Raw genomic sequence first — 16478 nt, 5'->3', positions numbered from 1 at the left:
TCATTGGTTGAGATGACCAGATGGTTAATGGTAAATTATCAAGCAGTTATCAGGATATCAGCATCTCATGAACGCATTATTCTCAGGCACAATGATGTGCCTAACGTTTTTACTACTGGGTTGCGAGCAACAACAAGACGTAAAAAAGCTTGGTTTAGTCTACTGTACAGAATCAGCGCCAGATACATTTAACCCGCAATTAGAAAGCTCTGTGAATGCGATAGCTGTTACATCTCGCCATTTATACGATCGCTTAATTGAAATAGACCCCGTTACCCAGCAACTGATCGGCGGTGTCGCAAATAAATGGCAAATTAGTGACGACGGTCTGCGCTATCAATTTGATTTACGAAAAGGCATTCACTTTCATAAAACCGATTATTTTAAACCAAGCCGTAACCTAAATGCCGATGATGTAATGTTTAGTTTTGAGCGTGTCCTCAATGCAGAACATCCTTTGTATCAACTTGCTGAAGGTGAATACCCTTTTTTCAACAATATCGGGTTTGGTAATAACATTCGTGAGTTTAACAAGTTAAGTGACAGCCGAGTCGAATTCGTTTTAAAACACCCTGATGCGGCATTCTTAGCAAATCTAGCCAGTGATTATGCCGTTATTTTATCCGCCGAATATGCCGATAAGCTACAGCAAAAAAATCAATTAGGTTTACTTGACCAATTGCCCATTGGTAGCGGCCCGTTCTATTTTGCCAATCAACGTAAAGATCACTTTATTCGTTATTATCGGCATTGGTTACATTGGCGAGGCGCACCGCCAATGCAGCAATTAGTGTTTGATATCACGCCAACATCCTCTATTCGCCTAGCTAAACTGCTAACCGGCCAATGTGACATAATGGCGCAGCCCGCCGCAAACCAATTGGAGGTACTGAAAGAGCGAGATGACTTGCTGGTTTCGGTGCAGTCGGGTTTAAACGTTTCGTATCTAGCCTTTAATACGCAAAAGCCCCCGTTCGCTGATGTTCGGATCCGCCGCAATGTTGCTGGCTTAATCGATAAACAACGAATCCTAGATTCGGTCTATTTAAATACTGCTGAAATTGCCGATAGCATGCTGTCACCGTCGTCTTGGGCTTACCGTTATCAAGCACGCTCTCCAAATAAAGATCAGCAGGTTTACCCCTATATAGAAAAAGCCAAACACACTCCGATTGAATTGTGGGTGTTAAATGAATCGAAAAGCTATAACCCCCAGCCACATAAAACAGCTGAGCTAATTAGAAATGATTTAGTCAACGATGGCTACACGGTCAACGTAACATTACTAGATTGGGCGGTACTGCGCCGCTATTTGCTCAGCCCTAGTGTAAATTACGATATGCTGTTGGTTGGTTGGTCGACAGATAACAGCGATCCCGATGACTTCTTTAGGCAACAGTTTTCTTGTGATGCTGTTGAACAAGGCTATAACTACAGTCGATGGTGCAATGGTCAATTTGAGCAGTTACTCGATGACGCCATTAGCTCTACCCGTTTAGCTGACCGGGTTAGAAATTATTATCAGATTCAAAAAATAATTGAAACCGACGTACCGGTGCTGCCCTTAACCCATGCACTAAAAATGTATTCTTATAGTAATAGCTTAAACGGCATTACTTGGAACCCCTATGGCGGAGTGTCTTTTAACAATGCGTATAGGAAGTAGCCGATGTTAAGGTATCTATTAAGGCGTATTAATTTACTGATCATTACCTTTTTGATCATCAATATCATTGCTTTTGTTTTTCAACAAAAACAATCCGTATTGATTGAATCTGATGATATGTGGATAAGCCAATACTTACAGTTTGTATGGCATAACTTAAACGGCGATTTGGGTATTTCTAGCGTTACTGGCAAGCCAGTATTTGACGAACTAATTGTATTCCTACCCGCCACATTAGAGCTTTGTTTCTCGGCATTTTTATTGTCTTTCTTGGTGGGGATCCCCTTAGGGACTTTAGCGGGTATTTATCACCAACACTGGATCAGAAACACTATCTTAAGCCTGACTATGATTGGTTATAGCATCCCGGTTTTTTGGCTAGCGCTATTATTAGTGATGAACTCTTCCGTTTTACTGGGTTGGTTTCCGGTCTCTGGTCGTTACAATCTATTGCTGGAAATCCCCCAAATTACTGGATTTGGCATCATTGATGTTATGTGGCTTGAACCGCAAGCTCGTTGGCCAGCATTTATGTCTATCTTAAGCCACTTACTTCTGCCCACCATTGTGCTTGCTGTCGTCCCCACCACGGAAGTGATTCGTCAACTGTCTAATTCAATGGCGCAAGTAATGAGCCAAAACTATATTAAAGCGGCTGCGACTAAAGGTTTGTCGAAAACGCAGATAGTGATGCGCCATGCCCTGCACAATGCCTTACCGCCTATCCTTCCTAGCTTAGGCTTACAATTTGGTAATGTGCTAACAATGGCAATGGTTCTGGAAGTGGTATTTGCCTGGCCTGGCATTGGTCGTTGGCTTATTTCAAGCATTTACCAACAAGATTATGTTGCGATACAAGGCGGTATGTTGGCGATCGCCACTTTAGTCATATGTACTTTTGTATTAACCGATATTTTCACTGCATTGATCCACCCGTTACGCCGAAGAGAAGTTTATGCTCAGCAATAATGTATTCTCAGAAACCACCGTATCCAGTGCCTTACAAAGGGTCATGCTGCGGTTCAAAAATAACTCAATTGCAATGATTGGAGCATGGGTGCTGCTCGGCTTTATTATACTGGCCTTGTTTGGCCCGCTAATTGCGCCCTACCCCTTAGATTTCCAAGGAAGTAACCTCTTACAGCCCCCGTCATGGAACAAGTTGGGTCATGTAGATAACTTTTTGGGTACCGATGACTTAGGCCGAGACTTATTGAGCCGCTTGATCTATGGCTGCCAACTCACTTTTGGTAGCGGGCTTATCGTGGTGATATTCGCCGCAATAATTGGTATTCCGTTAGGTGTTTTGTCCGGGATGAGCCATGGTGTAAAATCGAGCGTTTTACACCATGTGATGGATACGGCGTTATCAATCCCTTCGCTATTAATTGCTATTATGGTGGTTTCATTTTTAGGGCCTGGCTTAGAAAATACCCTAATCGCCATCACGCTCGCCCAAATTCCTCAGTTTATTCGTTTCACTTACATTACGGTTTCTAGCGAAATTCAAAAAGAATATATTGTGGCTATTCGCTTAGATGGGGCGACCAATTACCGAATTTTGAAAAATGGTATCTTACCCAATATTGCGGATGCAATTGTATTTCAAATAAACCGTAGCTTTTCATCTTCTTTAATCGATATTACCGCCCTGGGTTTCATTGGCATTGGCGCTCAAGCGCCTCTCCCTGAATGGGGAGCAATGTTAGGCAGCAGCAACGATTTGTTATTCTCAGCGCCTTGGACAGTAACCTTACCGGGCTTCGTTATTATGACCAGTATTTTAAGCGTGAATATGGTGGGTGAAGGGCTTAGACAAGCTATGCTAGAGGGCGTGGACTAATGGCACTGCTTGATATTCGTAATCTTACGATTGAAATAGATACGCCTGCCGGGGTGGTTAAAGCGGTTGATAAAGTCAGCCTAACCATGGCAGAAGGCGAGATTAAAGCGCTGGTCGGCGAATCGGGGTCAGGCAAAAGCTTGATCGCTAAAGCCTTATTAGGGGTAACTAAACCCAACTGGACCGTAAAAGCAGACCGCATGCGCTTAGGCGATGTTGACCTACTCGCACTTACCGCTCGACAGCGTAGAAAAGTGTTAGGCAATGATATCGCCATGATATTTCAAGAGCCTAGCTCATGTCTTGATCCTTCCGAAGAGGTAGGCAAACAGATTGAAGAAGCTATACCTTGTCACAATATTAAGGGTGGATTTTGGCGGCGTTTTCAATGGCGTAAGAAACAGGCGCAAGCTTTGTTACACAAAGTCGGCGTTAAAGACCACCACAAAGTCATGCGCAGTTACCCATACGAGCTGTCAGACGGCTTGTGCCAAAAGGTAATGATCGCCATGGCCATTGCAGGTCAACCCAAACTATTGGTGGCTGATGAGCCGACAACGGCGATGGAAGTGACAACCGCAAGTCAGATACTTCGCTTGCTGCATAAACTTAACAAACTCAACAACACCGCTATTTTGCTGATTAGCCATGACCTGAATACCCTGTCAGATCTCGCCGATACTATTAGTGTTATATATTGTGGGCAGATGGTAGAAGTTGGCCGCTCTGAACAAGTGGTAGGCAATACCCATCATCACTACACTGCCGCCCTGCTCAATTCAGTACCTAAGTTTAATCAGCCTTTTCCACGAAAAAGTATTCTGCCTGGATTGCCTGGGTCTATTCCGGCGCTACAACATTTACCCATTGGTTGCCGCTTAGGACCACGTTGCCCTAAAGCCCAGCGAGAGTGCGTTATTCAACCCAAGTTAAGAAAAATAAAAGGTCATCAGTTTGCATGCCACTACCCCCTCAACCTAGAAAAGAAGGCTAATGGCAATGGCTAACCTATTACGCGTAAGTAATTTGTCGCAACATGTTTATGTCCATAAAGGTTGGTTAAGTCGCCAACGCTTTGCCGCCATAGACAACATCAATTTTGAGTTAGGCATGGGAGAAAGCTTAGCCATCATCGGTGAGTCCGGCTCAGGGAAATCAAGCTTAGCAAAGGTTATCGCCGGCATAAATAAACCAAGCAATGGCGATATCTTCGTCAATGGTGAGGCATTGCACTTTGGTGACTATACTCGCCGCTGCAGACTAATCAGAATGATTTTTCAAGATCCCAATAGTTCTCTCAATTCTCGTTCTAATATAGGAAGGATCCTTGCAGCCCCGCTTAGTCTGAACACCGCAATGTCCGCAGAAGAGCAACAACAGAAGGTCATTTCCACCTTGAAATTGGTGGGTTTATTGGAAGAACACGCCGGTTTCTATCCAAACATGCTATCGAGTGGGCAAAAACAAAGAATTGCGGTTGCTAGAGCCCTGATTTTAAGTCCCAAAATCATTGTTTTTGATGAGAGTATCGCTGGACTTGACGTGTCAGTGAGAGCGCAAATCATCAATTTACTGTTAGAACTACAGCAGCGTTTTGCGATTAGTTACATTTTTGTATCAAATGATTTAGGTTTAGTTCGTCACTTTAGCGATAAGGTATTAGTGATGCAGCACGGTAAGGCCGTTGAATTTAAAGAAACAGAACAACTATTTTCTCAACCAGAACATGAGTTAAGCCGCAGATTACTGTCGGCTTATCAAGACGCATTTCATAAGTAGACTGTATCAATTACCCCGATACAGAATCGATTCTTGGGCTCCCATCACTTCGGGTATAGATAAGGAACTATTCACTTCTCGTTCAATATAATCCATCAGTGGCTTTAAGGTGATCGGCAAATTACTACGTACTCTGTCTGAGGTGATGTAATAAGGAGCGCGCTGTCCATGATACTCAACAACAGGTCCTATTTGCTTAACTTTGATTCCCAATAAAGCGGTGCTTCGCGCCAATCGTGGCTCCATCATCACATACGCGTGACGAATATTTTGTCGCTCGGCTAATACGGTCGCAGCTAAATACATACTGGCGGTTATAAAAGGAAAGCAACGGAGCTCCTCTTCGTACAATTCCGAGACGTTAATGCCACCCACCGCAGAGTCTTTAAACCTATCGGTTTTACGGCGTCTAAAGGTGGCGTGTAAGGCTAACCTCGATATTTCGCAGACATCTTTACGTGCAAAGTTACTGGGGTTGAGGGCTTCATCGGTAATAGCGCCAGCGCAATATTTTTCTAAGGGTAATAACTGAGAGCCTGAGGGACAGACTAAACGCACCGTGCTGGCAAAAGAGTTAGACGATAAATGTTTAACCAAGCAGTAATCTGAATAATCATCAAATTCGTCTCGCTCAACTTTTTGCTCATTGGTCTCTTCAAAGTTGAGTTCTTCACAATACACATCATGACGAAGGCGATACACGCTGTTTATTTCATCATCGTTCAGAGCAACGATTGGTTTAAAATAGGTCTCATAGTGGCTGGCAATTTCATCAGCCTTTTTCTTGGCGGCGTACTGAGTGGTTTTACTGGTTGGTAAGCCCACTATTTTACCTTCAATACGCGTTGGTAATATCTTGCTTTTCAATCGCTTAATCCCTATTCCTTTAAGTGAATTTAACTAGGTCCATGTGGTAGTTAACTGTTCCCTATAGATACCGACTCACTAAGTTGACGTACGGTTATCTATTCACTTTTTCTTTACGCATCACTAAATTACCCTAACTTGGGTTGATTGGAAACCAAAGCCACAGCCATTTACTTAATATAAACCGTGGCCAAATAGCTGAAAGCGCAATAAATAACCGATCTACTCGCCAATTGGCCAACAAACTCTCGCTATTCTATTAACTGCTCTGATCAGCCGAGCCGAATGCCACTTTATTGATAAACATGCTAGAATCTACAGCATTTTAATGCTGATAAAACAACATACTTCGGCGTTATTCAAACGAGCATGTTTAAGGACATAAGATGATTATTAAACCAAAAATTCGCGGCTTTATATGTACTACTACCCACCCGATAGGTTGTGCCGCCAACGTGCAAGAGCAAATTGATTACACCAAGCAACAGGGTGTGGTTAAAGATGGGCCTAAGCGTGTATTGGTTGTAGGTTCATCAAGTGGCTATGGTTTATCTTCACGAATTGCTGCCGCTTTTGGTAGTGGCGCAGCAACCATTGGCGTATTTTATGAGAAACCCGCCACAGAAAGAAAAACCGGTACCGCAGGTTGGTATAATGCAGCGGCTTTCGACCAGAAAGCTCATGAAGCGGGTTTATACGCAAAAAGCATTAACGGCGATGCATTTTCTCATCAAGCCAAAGATGCTGCTATTGAGCTGATCAAGCAAGATTTAGGACAAATTGACCTGGTTGTCTATTCATTAGCATCACCGGTACGCAAATTACCGGATACCGGAGAAGTCATTCGCTCCAGTCTAAAGCCAATCGGCGAAACCTACACAGCTACCGCGGTGGATACCAATAAAGACACCATCATTGAAGCCAGTGTAGAACCAGCTAGCGAACAAGAAATTGCAGACACGATTACTGTAATGGGCGGCGAAGACTGGGAGCTATGGATTAAAGCATTAGATGAAGCAGGCGTACTTGCTGAAGGTTGTAAAACCGTAGCCTACAGCTATATTGGTACCGCCCTAACTTGGCCAATTTATTGGGATGGCGCATTAGGTAAAGCGAAAATGGACTTAGATCGCGCTGCCAGCGCATTGAATGAAAAGCTATCCACCAAGCATGGTAGCGCTAATGTTGCGGTACTTAAAAGTGTCGTCACTCAAGCTAGCTCGGCCATTCCTGTAATGCCTTTGTATATCTCTATGGTATTTAAAATTATGAAAGAACAAGGTTTGCATGAAGGGTGTATGGAGCAGATATACCGCCTGTTCGACCAGCGTTTATACCGAGAAGACGGCACAGCTCCAGCAGTAGATGACAAAAATAGGCTCCGCCTTGATGACTGGGAGTTACGCGAAGATATTCAACAAACTTGCGTCGACCTTTGGCCGAAAATTACCAGCGAAAACTTACTAGAGCATACTGATTACGCCAACTACAAAACTGAATTCTTAAAGCTGTTTGGTTTTGGCGTTGAAGGGGTTAACTATGAAGAAGATGTTGACACACTTGTTCCTTTTGAGATTGTAGAACTCGCATAGTTAGTCTTTCTAACGTTAAACAATAAAGCCATCTAAGTCGACTTAGATGGCTTTATTTATTCACTCTTACATAGCGTAGCCTGCCAACTCTAGGTAAATAGGCATCAAGCTTTTGCCCATCCTTTGCCACTCGATACTCCACCACTTTATCTGCTGATGTTACGATGACCTTGTTGCCATTTATTTCATATTTGGTGGCAACCCGACTGCCTGACTTAAGTTGACCAATAGCATCAAACACCAAGCGCTCTTTCTTTCCATAAAAGGCGTTTTCTGATTCCCAAGTGCCCACCAAAGGATTTTTCGTGGCTTCTGGGGTGATGCCGATGACTTCTGGGTAAGTGAAATAGACAAAGCTCAACACGCCTAATCCAATACCCAGTAAGGCAAGTATCAACACCATGGATTTTTTCAAACGCCCCTCCCTATAACAAAAAAGGACGTAAAACGTCCTTTTTTTAAAATGTAAACCAGATTAAAGATTACAACAAGTACTGTATCTCTGCTTTACTTTTTAGAACATTAATAAGGACTTGATAACTAGCTTCAACCTTAATGCTACTTAACTGCTCTAACCAACGCTCAGTTTCAACTGGCGCCACTGTATCTTGATCATTAACAGCGGTAACTTGAAGTACCAATTGGTCACCATTCATAGTGGCAATACGGCTAGCGGCTTTTTGCTCACTAGGTTTTGCCATCATGAACAAGTGGCGAATCACCTGAGGCTCAAAATCTTGGCTATCACGAGAAACCTTCACTTTTGAGTCAACTTGAAGATTCTGCTCGTATAACAAACCATCTAGGCCCTCACCAGATTGCAGCGCAGCGATTAAGCTATCGGCATAATCTTGCGCGGCTTTATTTGACCGAGACTGTGTTAAACCTTGCGCAATTTGAGCTTCAACTTCCTCAAAAGGCTTAATCTCAGCGGCTTGATGAGCCATAACACGAACAACAACAGAGCTATCATCTTCTAATTGAATAGCATCACTATTTAAGCCTTCAGCAATAAAGTCAGGATTAAATAGTTGGTTGATAACCTGTGGTTGATTTAATAGCGCATTCGCACTAGAGCGAGTTAGGCCTTTAACCGTTTCAACGGTTAAACCCGTTTCACTAGCCACATCCACTAAAGAGTCAGGAATTTCAAAAGATACTTCAGCTAAGCGCTGTGCTTGCTCGTAAAACGTATTTTGAGCCTGTTCTTGCTGCAAGCGTTGGCTAATTTGCTCTTTAACATCATCTAAAGGTTTAACTTGAGCGGTTTCGATCTCAATGAGTTTGATTAAGTGAAAACCAGATTCTGTTTTTACTACTTCACTGACATCACCTTCATTTGCGAGCGCAAATAAGGCTGAATCAAATTCAGTAGGTAATACTCCGCTTTCAAACCAACCGAGTTCTCCGCCATTTTCTGCACTGAAAGTCTCATCAGAGGCTTCTGCGGCTAACGCAGCGAAGTCTTCACCTTGGTTAATTTTAACGAGTAACGCTTCAGCCTTTGCTTTATCGGCCGCTTCGTCATCAGTAAAGCTAATTTGAATGTGCGCTACTTTGCGTTTTTCCGCTTGAGTATAGCTTTGGCTATTCGCATCATAAAATTGCTGAATGTCTTGTTCGTCAACCACAACGCCTTCGGCGATTTTACTGGTATCTACAACGATGTATTCAACATCTACAGATTCTTCTGTTTGAAAAGTGTTCTTACGTTCTTCGTAGTAAGCTTTCAAATCTTCTTCGCTTGGAGCTTGCTGTTGTGCAAAGTTTTCAACAGGAACCGTAACGTAGCGTACATCACGAGTTTGTTGATTTAACTTGACCAACATTTCAGCTTCGCTTGGTAAGGCAAATTCGCTGCCTAACAATGCTTGTTGTAATTGCTGACGGGTCAAATCATTGCGAATCAAATCACGAAACTGGCTTGGCTGAAGATTAGCTCGATACAATACAGCTAAGTAACGGTCATTATCAAAACGGCCATCAACTTGAAACTCTGGCATATTCAATATCTGAGATTTAACCTGTGCATCACTCACTCGCAGCCCATATTTTTCTGCGGCTTGATTGAGTAAACGCTCGCTAACCATGCGGTCGAGTACATTTTGTCTAAACTGAGCCATGTAAGCAGGATCAGCGGCTAATTGATTAAAGGCTGCACCATATTGCCCTTCTAATCGTGAACGCTCGTTTTGATAGGCTTGGTCAAATTCGGCTCTGCTAATGGCTTCGCCATTTACTTCAGCAGCCAATTGCTCACTTGGTGTTGCTATATAGCTACCTACACCAGCCAAAGCAAAAGATAAAATTACAAGACCGAGGATAATTTTGGCTACCGGACCTTGGCTTCCTTCACGGAGCTTTTCCAACATGCTTATTTACTCTTTACCACATTTAATAATGAAAAAGCGCACCCCAAGATGCGCCTTTGACAGACCGCAGAAATATCTACTACTGACAATTAGTTTACGGCGTCTTTCAACGCTTTACCGGCTTTAAACGAAGGAACGTTAGCAGCGGCAATTTGAATCTCTGCACCGGTTTGCGGATTGCGACCAGTACGGGCTGAACGTTCTTTCACTTGGAAAGTACCAAAGCCTACCAAGGCAACGTTATCACCTTCTTTCAAAGTTTCAGAAATCGCTTCGATAAAAGAATCTAGTGCACGGCCGGCAGCGGCCTTAGAAATATCTGCACCTTCAGCAATTTTGTCTACGAGTTGAGCTTTATTCACAATGGGTTCCCCTTGTTGTTATTCCTTTTCTTTTTACCGTGATAATAGGTACTCCTTTATCACGACCAAGAACCAGGCTAGTCAGTCTATATATAGTTAAAACATCACCATCAATACTATTATCAACGGCGTCCATGCCAGCCTTAGGCTATAGGCCTTGAAGAAGGCTGGCAAGAACTATTTTGCTATCGAATATCGTTTATTTGCATTGACTCAAGCTTTTACTTCAAAGCCTTCAGGATTTTGCTCTAAAGCAGCCTCTAACACTTGTTCAATCCAGCGTACGGGTATGATTTTTAAGTCACCAATAACATTTTCTGGTATCTCTTCTAAATCACGTTCGTTTTCCTGTGGAATGAGAACTGTTTTAATTCCGCCACGGTGAGCAGCTAACAATTTCTCTTTAAGTCCACCAATAGGTAACACTTCACCACGTAGCGTGATTTCACCGGTCATAGCGACCTCGGCCTTAACCGGATTGCCGGTTAAACTCGATACCAAAGCGGTACACATTGCCACACCAGCACTTGGCCCATCTTTGGGCGTAGCCCCTTCAGGTACGTGTACATGTATGTCTCGCTTCTCGTAAAAGTCGCTGTTGATACGCCACTTGTCGGCACGCGCTCTTACCACGGTCATTGCGGCTTGAATAGACTCTTGCATCACGTCACCTAAAGAACCCGTGTAAGTGAGCTTGCCTTTACCAGGTACCGAGGCGGTTTCAATAGTCAGCAAATCACCGCCCACTTCTGTCCAAGCCAAACCAGTCACCATACCTACACGGTTGTTCTCATCAGCTTTACCGTAATCACAACGCTGCACGCCTAAGTAGGTACTGAGATTGTCTTGGCTAATTTCAACCTGTTTCAAGTCTTTGTTAAGCAGAATTTCTTTTACTGCTTTACGACAAAGTTTAGAAATTTCTCTCTCTAGACTACGCACACCCGCTTCACGCGTGTAATAACGAATGATGCCAATAATGGCACTATCATGAATGGTGATTTCGTGATCTTTAAGACCGTTACGTTTGATTTGCTTACTGATCAAATGTTGCTTAGCAATATTCAATTTCTCGTCTTCGGTATACCCCGATAAACGAATCACTTCCATTCGGTCTAACAAAGGACCAGGAATGTTCATTGAATTTGATGTAGCAACAAACATTACATCAGACAAATCGTAATCGACTTCTAAGTAATGATCGTTAAAGCTGTTGTTTTGCTCTGGGTCTAACACTTCTAACAATGCTGAAGCAGGATCACCACGCATGTCTGAAGCCATTTTATCGATTTCGTCTAGCAAAAACAGCGGGTTTTTTACCGCCACTTTAGACATTTTCTGAATCAATTTACCTGGCATAGAGCCTATGTAGGTGCGACGATGACCACGAATTTCAGCCTCGTCTCTAACGCCACCTAATGCCATGCGCACATATTTACGCCCGGTAGACTTTGCAATAGATTGGCCCAGAGAGGTTTTTCCCACGCCCGGCGGCCCAACTAGACATAAAATAGGCCCTTTCAATTTGTTTACTCGGCTTTGTACCGCCAAGTACTCTAAAATACGTTCTTTGACCTTTTCCAAGCCGTAATGGTCTTGATTAAGGACTTGTTCAGCTTTAGCTAAGTCACGCTTAACTTTAGAGCGTTTCACCCAAGGTACACTTAACATCCAATCTACATAGCCACGAACTACGGTAGCTTCGGCAGACATCGGAGACATCATTTTAAGTTTATTCAGTTCTGCTAAAGTTTTATCTTTAGCTTCTTCTGGCATCTTGGCTTCTTCAATGCGCTGAGACAACTGCTCAAACTCATCTTGACCATCTTCAGATTCGCCCAGTTCTTTCTGAATAGCCTTCATCTGCTCGTTGAGATAGTACTCGCGCTGACTTTTTTCCATTTGCTTTTTGACTCGACCGCGGATTTTCTTTTCCACGTGTAGCAAATCGATTTCAGACTCCATCATCGCCATCAGATATTCGAGGCGTTCAGGAATACTGGCTAACTCTAGTACTGACTGCTTGTCTTCTAACTTCAAAGGCATATGAGCAGCCATGGTGTCAGCTAAGCGCGCGGCATCATCGATACCAGAAACCGAAGTGAGCACTTCTGGTGGGATCTTTTTATTCAGCTTAATGTAGCCTTCAAATTGGCTAATCGCCGAGCGCACCATGACTTCTTGTTCTTTCTCGTCAGGTTGAGCAGACACGATGTATTCAGCAGAAGCGACATAGTATTCATCGTCTTGAATAATTTGCTCTAGCTTGGCGCGCTGGCTGCCCTCAACAAGTACTTTCACAGTACCGTCAGGCAACTTCAACAATTGGAGAATATTAGCTACCGTACCTACGGTATATAAGTCTTCTGCTTGAGGGTTATCATTACTGGCATCTTTCTGCGCCACTAACAAAACTTGCTTGTCTTGACTCATCGCGCTTTCTAAGCAACGAATAGACTTTTCACGACCAACAAACAATGGGATAACCATGTGTGGGTATACCACTACATCACGCAGTGGTAATACGGGAATTTCAAAACGTTCTGAACGCTCTAAGGTCATGTCGTCCTCTTTACCTTAGCTAATAAACTCTATCAGCAATATATTGGGTCAAAGTTTTAAGTTTCAATTCGTTCCGTTGAATTTTTACTAAAAAAACCGTTGTTTGCTGCTTTTTTAAGCAAACAATCAATTAGCGTAAGCGTCGCCTTACTGTTCCTCGGACTTTACCAGCCATGCTGATTAAGCTTTGCCTAGTATGACAATGACATAAAGCCACCGCCAAAGCATCTGCCGCGTCAGCTTGAGGATTAGCGGATAACGACAACAATTGCGCCACCATATGTTGTACTTGTGATTTATCTGCGGCGCCAGTTCCTACGACCGCTTGCTTTATTTGTCTGGCAGAATACTCCGCTACAGGTAAGTCATGACGAACAGCTGCAACAATAGCGGCGCCTCGTGCTTGCCCTAACTTGAGCGCTGAATCGGGATTTTTTGCCATGAATACCTGCTCAATGGCGAACTCATCAGGTGAAAATTGAGTAATAATTTCACTGACACCAGCATGTATTTGTTTTAAGCGTAACGGAAGTTCTTTTTCGCTGGTGCGAATACAACCGCTTCCCAGGTATTCTATTTTGCCGTTGGCTTGTTTGACTATTCCATAGCCTGTGATTCTCGACCCTGGATCAATACCTAATACAATATTCACTGTGCTTACAACTGCGCAGCGACTTCATCAGAAATCTCACCGTTGTGGTAGACCTCTTGAACGTCATCATCATCTTCTAACATATCAATTAACCTGATCAACTTAGGTGCCGTTGCCGCATCTAGTTCAGCATGGGTTGAAGCGATCATGGTCACTTCCGAATGAACAGCTAACAGCCCACTCGCATCTAGCGCATCTTTTACTTCGCCAAACTCATTGGGAGAGGTAAATACATCAATGCTGCCATCGTCATTGGTTGTCACATCGTCAGCGCCCGATTCTAAAGCAGCATCCATGACGCGTTCTTCATCAGTGCCGGCTGGGTAAGAGATAATGCCCTTCTTCTCAAATAGGTAGCCCACACTGCCATCAGTGCCTAGGTTACCGCCACTTTTCGAAAAAGCATGCCTGACACTAGATACGGTTCTATTTCGATTATCGGTCATCGTTTCCACTAAAACGGCGGTACCGCCTGGCCCATAGCCTTCATAAATAACCGTTTCAAGTTGCTGCCCGTCGAGTTCTCCAGCGCCACGTTGAACCGCTCGATTGACGGTATCGCGGGTCATGTTATTAGACAGCGCTTTGTCTATTGCTGCTCGGAGACGAGGATTGGCATCAGGATCAGACCCCCCTTCCCTGGCTGCAACCGTTAACTCTCGAATGAATTTGGTGAAAATCTTCCCACGTTTAGCATCTTGTGCCGCTTTACGGTGTTTAATATTGGCCCACTTACTATGCCCCGCCACTATTATCTCCTTTTATTTATTCTATCCAGCAATAATAAACATTATAAACACTGCAAGCACAGCTTTATTACGAGAATTAACCATTGCCTATTCGATAAGTACTTACAAGTCGTGGGTAAATATTTCGTTACAGCGCGGTATTTTTAACTAACAGAGAAAATTTGACAAGCAATCGTGATTTTCACCATCATGGCGCACGAAACTTTCCGCATTTGCGTTTAAATCAATGAATAAAAAAATCTTTACATTCCATCACTTAGCGATTCCTTAATACTAAAAACATCCTAAATACTAAGTTACCTTACCTTATTGATAATTTTATTCTATTGTTAATATGTAGGTGGAATCGATATTATAAACAACCAACGGACGGTTATGATTGCAACTTGTTGGCGATTTTTTGTTCTGCTTAAGCAACTCAAGTTGTTTGGCCATAAATCGCTTATATTATTTCTAATTATTAGTGTAAGTAATCCTCTTCATGCCAACGTGTGGGTTGTCGGCCATGCTACTCATCAGTTCGAACTAAATACTAAAAACATCCGCTCTATCTTCTCGTTACGTCAAAAAAATTGGCCAAACGGCCAAGCCATAGAAATTGTGGTAATGAACAGCAATGATGAATTGCACAAACAATTTTGTTTAAGCGCTCTTAAACTGTTTCCTTACCAACTCACCAGAATTTGGGAAAGACAGATATACACGGGCACCGCAATTGCGCCTACAGAGGTTGATTCAGAGCAAGCAATGCTGCAAAAAATTCTCGACAATCCAAATGCGATTGGATACTCAAGCCAAGAGGTAAACAATGAAGAACTTCATTCTATTCTTGTTGAGTAGCTCTCTAGGCATGCTGTTGCCTAATGCCGCCCATGCCAAATTATCTTGGGGAGGGTTTGTCTCGGCCAGTTATATAGATGTTAACGCCAACAACTATTACGGGTATAACTCTGGTGATAGCGGACCGCTATTTGAGGCTGGCCTACACGGCTACTGGTACATAAACCCTCGATGGTCAGTATCTGGTTTAGTTATCGCTCGTGAAAGTGGCGATTGGTTTGAAACGGGCTTAGAAGTTGACTATTTAAGCCTAAATTACCAGGTGGAAACTAACGAAGATTGGGAAATAGGCTTTAAGTTAGGCCGTTTTAAGCTGGCTAATGGTATTTATGGCGCAACACGCGATGTGCCATTTACTCGTCCTAGCATCTTGCTGCCGTCTTCGGTTTATCCACATATTCTAAAGGAGCAAAGTCTTCGGGCCGACGGTATTCGCGCCGACTTAGACTACTATACCCAAAGCGGTCAACAGTATAGTTTAGCCGCATCGATCGGTAAGGAAGCGTTTGATGAAAGTTTTAGCCGACGCTTTTTTGGCCAAGACCAAGGAGGGACTTTTGAAAGCGATTGGAATACCTCAATTCACCTTTCCACTCGGCCAAATGCTAATTGGTTAGTGGCTGTTGAATACCGTCGCCTTAAAAGTCATCTCAATGATGCCATTAATATTGGTATTCCCACTCCACCTAATGGTGACATCACCTATGCGCCTTTAGATTTCACTATGGATACTGACCAATACATCCTTTCATTACAGTATGCTCAACAACGGTATGAGTTAACCAGCGAATTCACGATGCGCCGCGGCGGCACCTATGCTCAAGGTAAAAACGCCATCGCTGAAGCCCTTGAACCCGCATTTGATGGTAGCACTGATATCAATGCCTACTATCTTCAAATGATTTATATGCTCAATCAACAATGGAATTTATTAGCTCGGTATGACCGCAGTCATTTCGTAGATAATGATATAGATGAAAACCTAAGAAACTTAAGTGATGTGACTATCGGAGCCAGCTGGAATTTCCACCGTAATTTACAGCTAAAAATCGAACACCACTGGTTCACGGGCACGTCTATGTTAGCCCCGGTAAACGACTTAAACCCCACTAGAGAAAACAATCCTGAACGTTACTGGAGACTGTTTGCTGTTCAACTTAGTTATCGTTTTTGATAATTCGCTCTATGCTTAAA

At 43.2% G+C, this 16478-nt stretch carries 15 protein-coding genes; 8 read left to right on the top strand and 7 right to left on the bottom strand.

What is annotated here, in order from left to right; translation table 11 throughout:
- Positions 1-67: 67 nt before the first annotated feature.
- The 5 genes from ACVFI8_RS19650 to ACVFI8_RS19630 are packed head-to-tail and all read left to right on the top strand — an operon-like array spanning position 68 to position 5288.
- Entirely contained in the window at positions 68-1666 is a 1599-nt protein-coding gene (locus ACVFI8_RS19650; RefSeq protein ID WP_457872420.1) for an ABC transporter substrate-binding protein, read from the top strand.
- A 3-nt stretch (positions 1667-1669) separates the two neighbouring features.
- Positions 1670-2635, top strand: a complete 966-nt coding sequence (locus ACVFI8_RS19645) for an ABC transporter permease (RefSeq protein ID WP_248711901.1) — start codon at positions 1670-1672, stop codon at positions 2633-2635.
- Positions 2622-3509 (top strand): ABC transporter permease subunit, encoded by an 888-nt coding sequence (locus ACVFI8_RS19640; protein WP_457872419.1) that lies wholly within the window; start codon positions 2622-2624, stop codon positions 3507-3509. The genes ACVFI8_RS19645 and ACVFI8_RS19640 overlap by 14 nt, the downstream gene beginning before the upstream one ends.
- Complete coding sequence (locus ACVFI8_RS19635; RefSeq protein ID WP_248711903.1) at positions 3509-4516, top strand: peptide ABC transporter ATP-binding protein; 1008 nt, start codon at positions 3509-3511, stop codon at positions 4514-4516. Before ACVFI8_RS19640 ends, ACVFI8_RS19635 begins: the two co-directional genes overlap by 1 nt.
- A complete protein-coding gene (locus ACVFI8_RS19630; protein ID WP_457872418.1) occupies positions 4509-5288 on the top strand; it encodes a peptide ABC transporter ATP-binding protein in 780 nt (259 codons plus the stop codon). Before ACVFI8_RS19635 ends, ACVFI8_RS19630 begins: the two co-directional genes overlap by 8 nt.
- Positions 5289-5294: 6 nt before the next feature.
- On the opposite strand, the gene ACVFI8_RS19625 is transcribed toward ACVFI8_RS19630, so the two are convergent.
- The gene (locus ACVFI8_RS19625; protein ID WP_248711905.1) at positions 5295-6155 is read right to left on the bottom strand and encodes a PEP-CTERM/exosortase system-associated acyltransferase; all 861 of its coding nucleotides are present in this window, start codon (positions 6153-6155) and stop codon (positions 5295-5297) included.
- A gap of 386 nt (positions 6156-6541) precedes the next feature.
- Here ACVFI8_RS19625 and fabV point away from each other — a divergent pair, with 386 nt between their 5' ends.
- Positions 6542-7747 carry an enoyl-ACP reductase FabV gene (gene fabV, locus ACVFI8_RS19620; RefSeq protein ID WP_248711906.1) on the top strand — a complete coding sequence of 402 codons (1206 nt, stop codon included), beginning with the start codon at positions 6542-6544 and terminating at the stop codon, positions 7745-7747.
- A 52-nt stretch (positions 7748-7799) separates the two neighbouring features.
- Here the strand turns inward: fabV and ACVFI8_RS19615 are convergent, their stop codons facing one another.
- The 6 genes from ACVFI8_RS19615 to ACVFI8_RS19590 all read right to left on the bottom strand — a co-directional run bounded on the left by ACVFI8_RS19615 (position 7800) and on the right by ACVFI8_RS19590 (position 14444).
- The gene (locus ACVFI8_RS19615) at positions 7800-8162 is read right to left on the bottom strand and encodes a DUF2850 domain-containing protein (RefSeq protein ID WP_248711907.1); all 363 of its coding nucleotides are present in this window, start codon (positions 8160-8162) and stop codon (positions 7800-7802) included.
- A gap of 67 nt (positions 8163-8229) precedes the next feature.
- On the bottom strand, positions 8230-10119 hold the full coding sequence (locus ACVFI8_RS19610; protein ID WP_457872417.1) for a SurA N-terminal domain-containing protein: 1890 nt from the start codon (positions 10117-10119) through the stop codon (positions 8230-8232).
- 89 nt (positions 10120-10208) lie between these two features.
- On the bottom strand, positions 10209-10481 hold the full coding sequence (gene hupB / locus ACVFI8_RS19605) for a nucleoid-associated protein HU-beta (RefSeq protein WP_248711909.1): 273 nt from the start codon (positions 10479-10481) through the stop codon (positions 10209-10211).
- Between the two features lie 213 nt (positions 10482-10694).
- The gene (gene lon / locus ACVFI8_RS19600) at positions 10695-13043 is read right to left on the bottom strand and encodes an endopeptidase La (protein ID WP_248711910.1); all 2349 of its coding nucleotides are present in this window, start codon (positions 13041-13043) and stop codon (positions 10695-10697) included.
- A 130-nt stretch (positions 13044-13173) separates the two neighbouring features.
- A complete protein-coding gene (ruvC, locus tag ACVFI8_RS19595) occupies positions 13174-13695 on the bottom strand; it encodes a crossover junction endodeoxyribonuclease RuvC (protein WP_248711911.1) in 522 nt (173 codons plus the stop codon).
- Positions 13696-13700: 5 nt separating this feature from the next.
- Positions 13701-14444, bottom strand: a complete 744-nt coding sequence (locus tag ACVFI8_RS19590; protein WP_457872416.1) for a YebC/PmpR family DNA-binding transcriptional regulator — start codon at positions 14442-14444, stop codon at positions 13701-13703.
- Positions 14445-14819: 375 nt separating this feature from the next.
- Here ACVFI8_RS19590 and ACVFI8_RS19585 point away from each other — a divergent pair, with 375 nt between their 5' ends.
- Positions 14820-15284, top strand: a complete 465-nt coding sequence (locus tag ACVFI8_RS19585) for a type 2 periplasmic-binding domain-containing protein (RefSeq protein WP_248711913.1) — start codon at positions 14820-14822, stop codon at positions 15282-15284.
- The gene (locus tag ACVFI8_RS19580) at positions 15253-16458 is read left to right on the top strand and encodes a hypothetical protein (RefSeq protein WP_457872415.1); all 1206 of its coding nucleotides are present in this window, start codon (positions 15253-15255) and stop codon (positions 16456-16458) included. The genes ACVFI8_RS19585 and ACVFI8_RS19580 overlap by 32 nt, the downstream gene beginning before the upstream one ends.
- Positions 16459-16478: the final 20 nt, after the last annotated feature.

Source organism: Agarivorans sp. MS3-6, assembly GCF_054112545.1.
The sequence above is the reverse complement of the archived record's forward strand: the minus strand, read 5'-3'. Positions and strand labels throughout refer to the sequence as shown.

Coding starts and splice junctions, on each gene's coding strand:
- fabV (WP_248711906.1), top strand. CDS start 6,542: ATGATTATTAAACCAAAAATTCGCGGCTTTATATGTACTACTACCCAC.
- ACVFI8_RS19650 (WP_457872420.1), top strand. CDS start 68: ATGAACGCATTATTCTCAGGCACAATGATGTGCCTAACGTTTTTACTA.
- ACVFI8_RS19580 (WP_457872415.1), top strand. CDS start 15,253: ATGAAGAACTTCATTCTATTCTTGTTGAGTAGCTCTCTAGGCATGCTG.
- ACVFI8_RS19635 (WP_248711903.1), top strand. CDS start 3,509: ATGGCACTGCTTGATATTCGTAATCTTACGATTGAAATAGATACGCCT.
- ACVFI8_RS19645 (WP_248711901.1), top strand. CDS start 1,670: ATGTTAAGGTATCTATTAAGGCGTATTAATTTACTGATCATTACCTTT.
- ACVFI8_RS19630 (WP_457872418.1), top strand. CDS start 4,509: ATGGCTAACCTATTACGCGTAAGTAATTTGTCGCAACATGTTTATGTC.
- lon (WP_248711910.1), bottom strand. CDS start 13,043: ATGACCTTAGAGCGTTCAGAACGTTTTGAAATTCCCGTATTACCACTG.
- ACVFI8_RS19640 (WP_457872419.1), top strand. CDS start 2,622: ATGCTCAGCAATAATGTATTCTCAGAAACCACCGTATCCAGTGCCTTA.
- ACVFI8_RS19610 (WP_457872417.1), bottom strand. CDS start 10,119: ATGTTGGAAAAGCTCCGTGAAGGAAGCCAAGGTCCGGTAGCCAAAATT.
- ACVFI8_RS19585 (WP_248711913.1), top strand. CDS start 14,820: ATGATTGCAACTTGTTGGCGATTTTTTGTTCTGCTTAAGCAACTCAAG.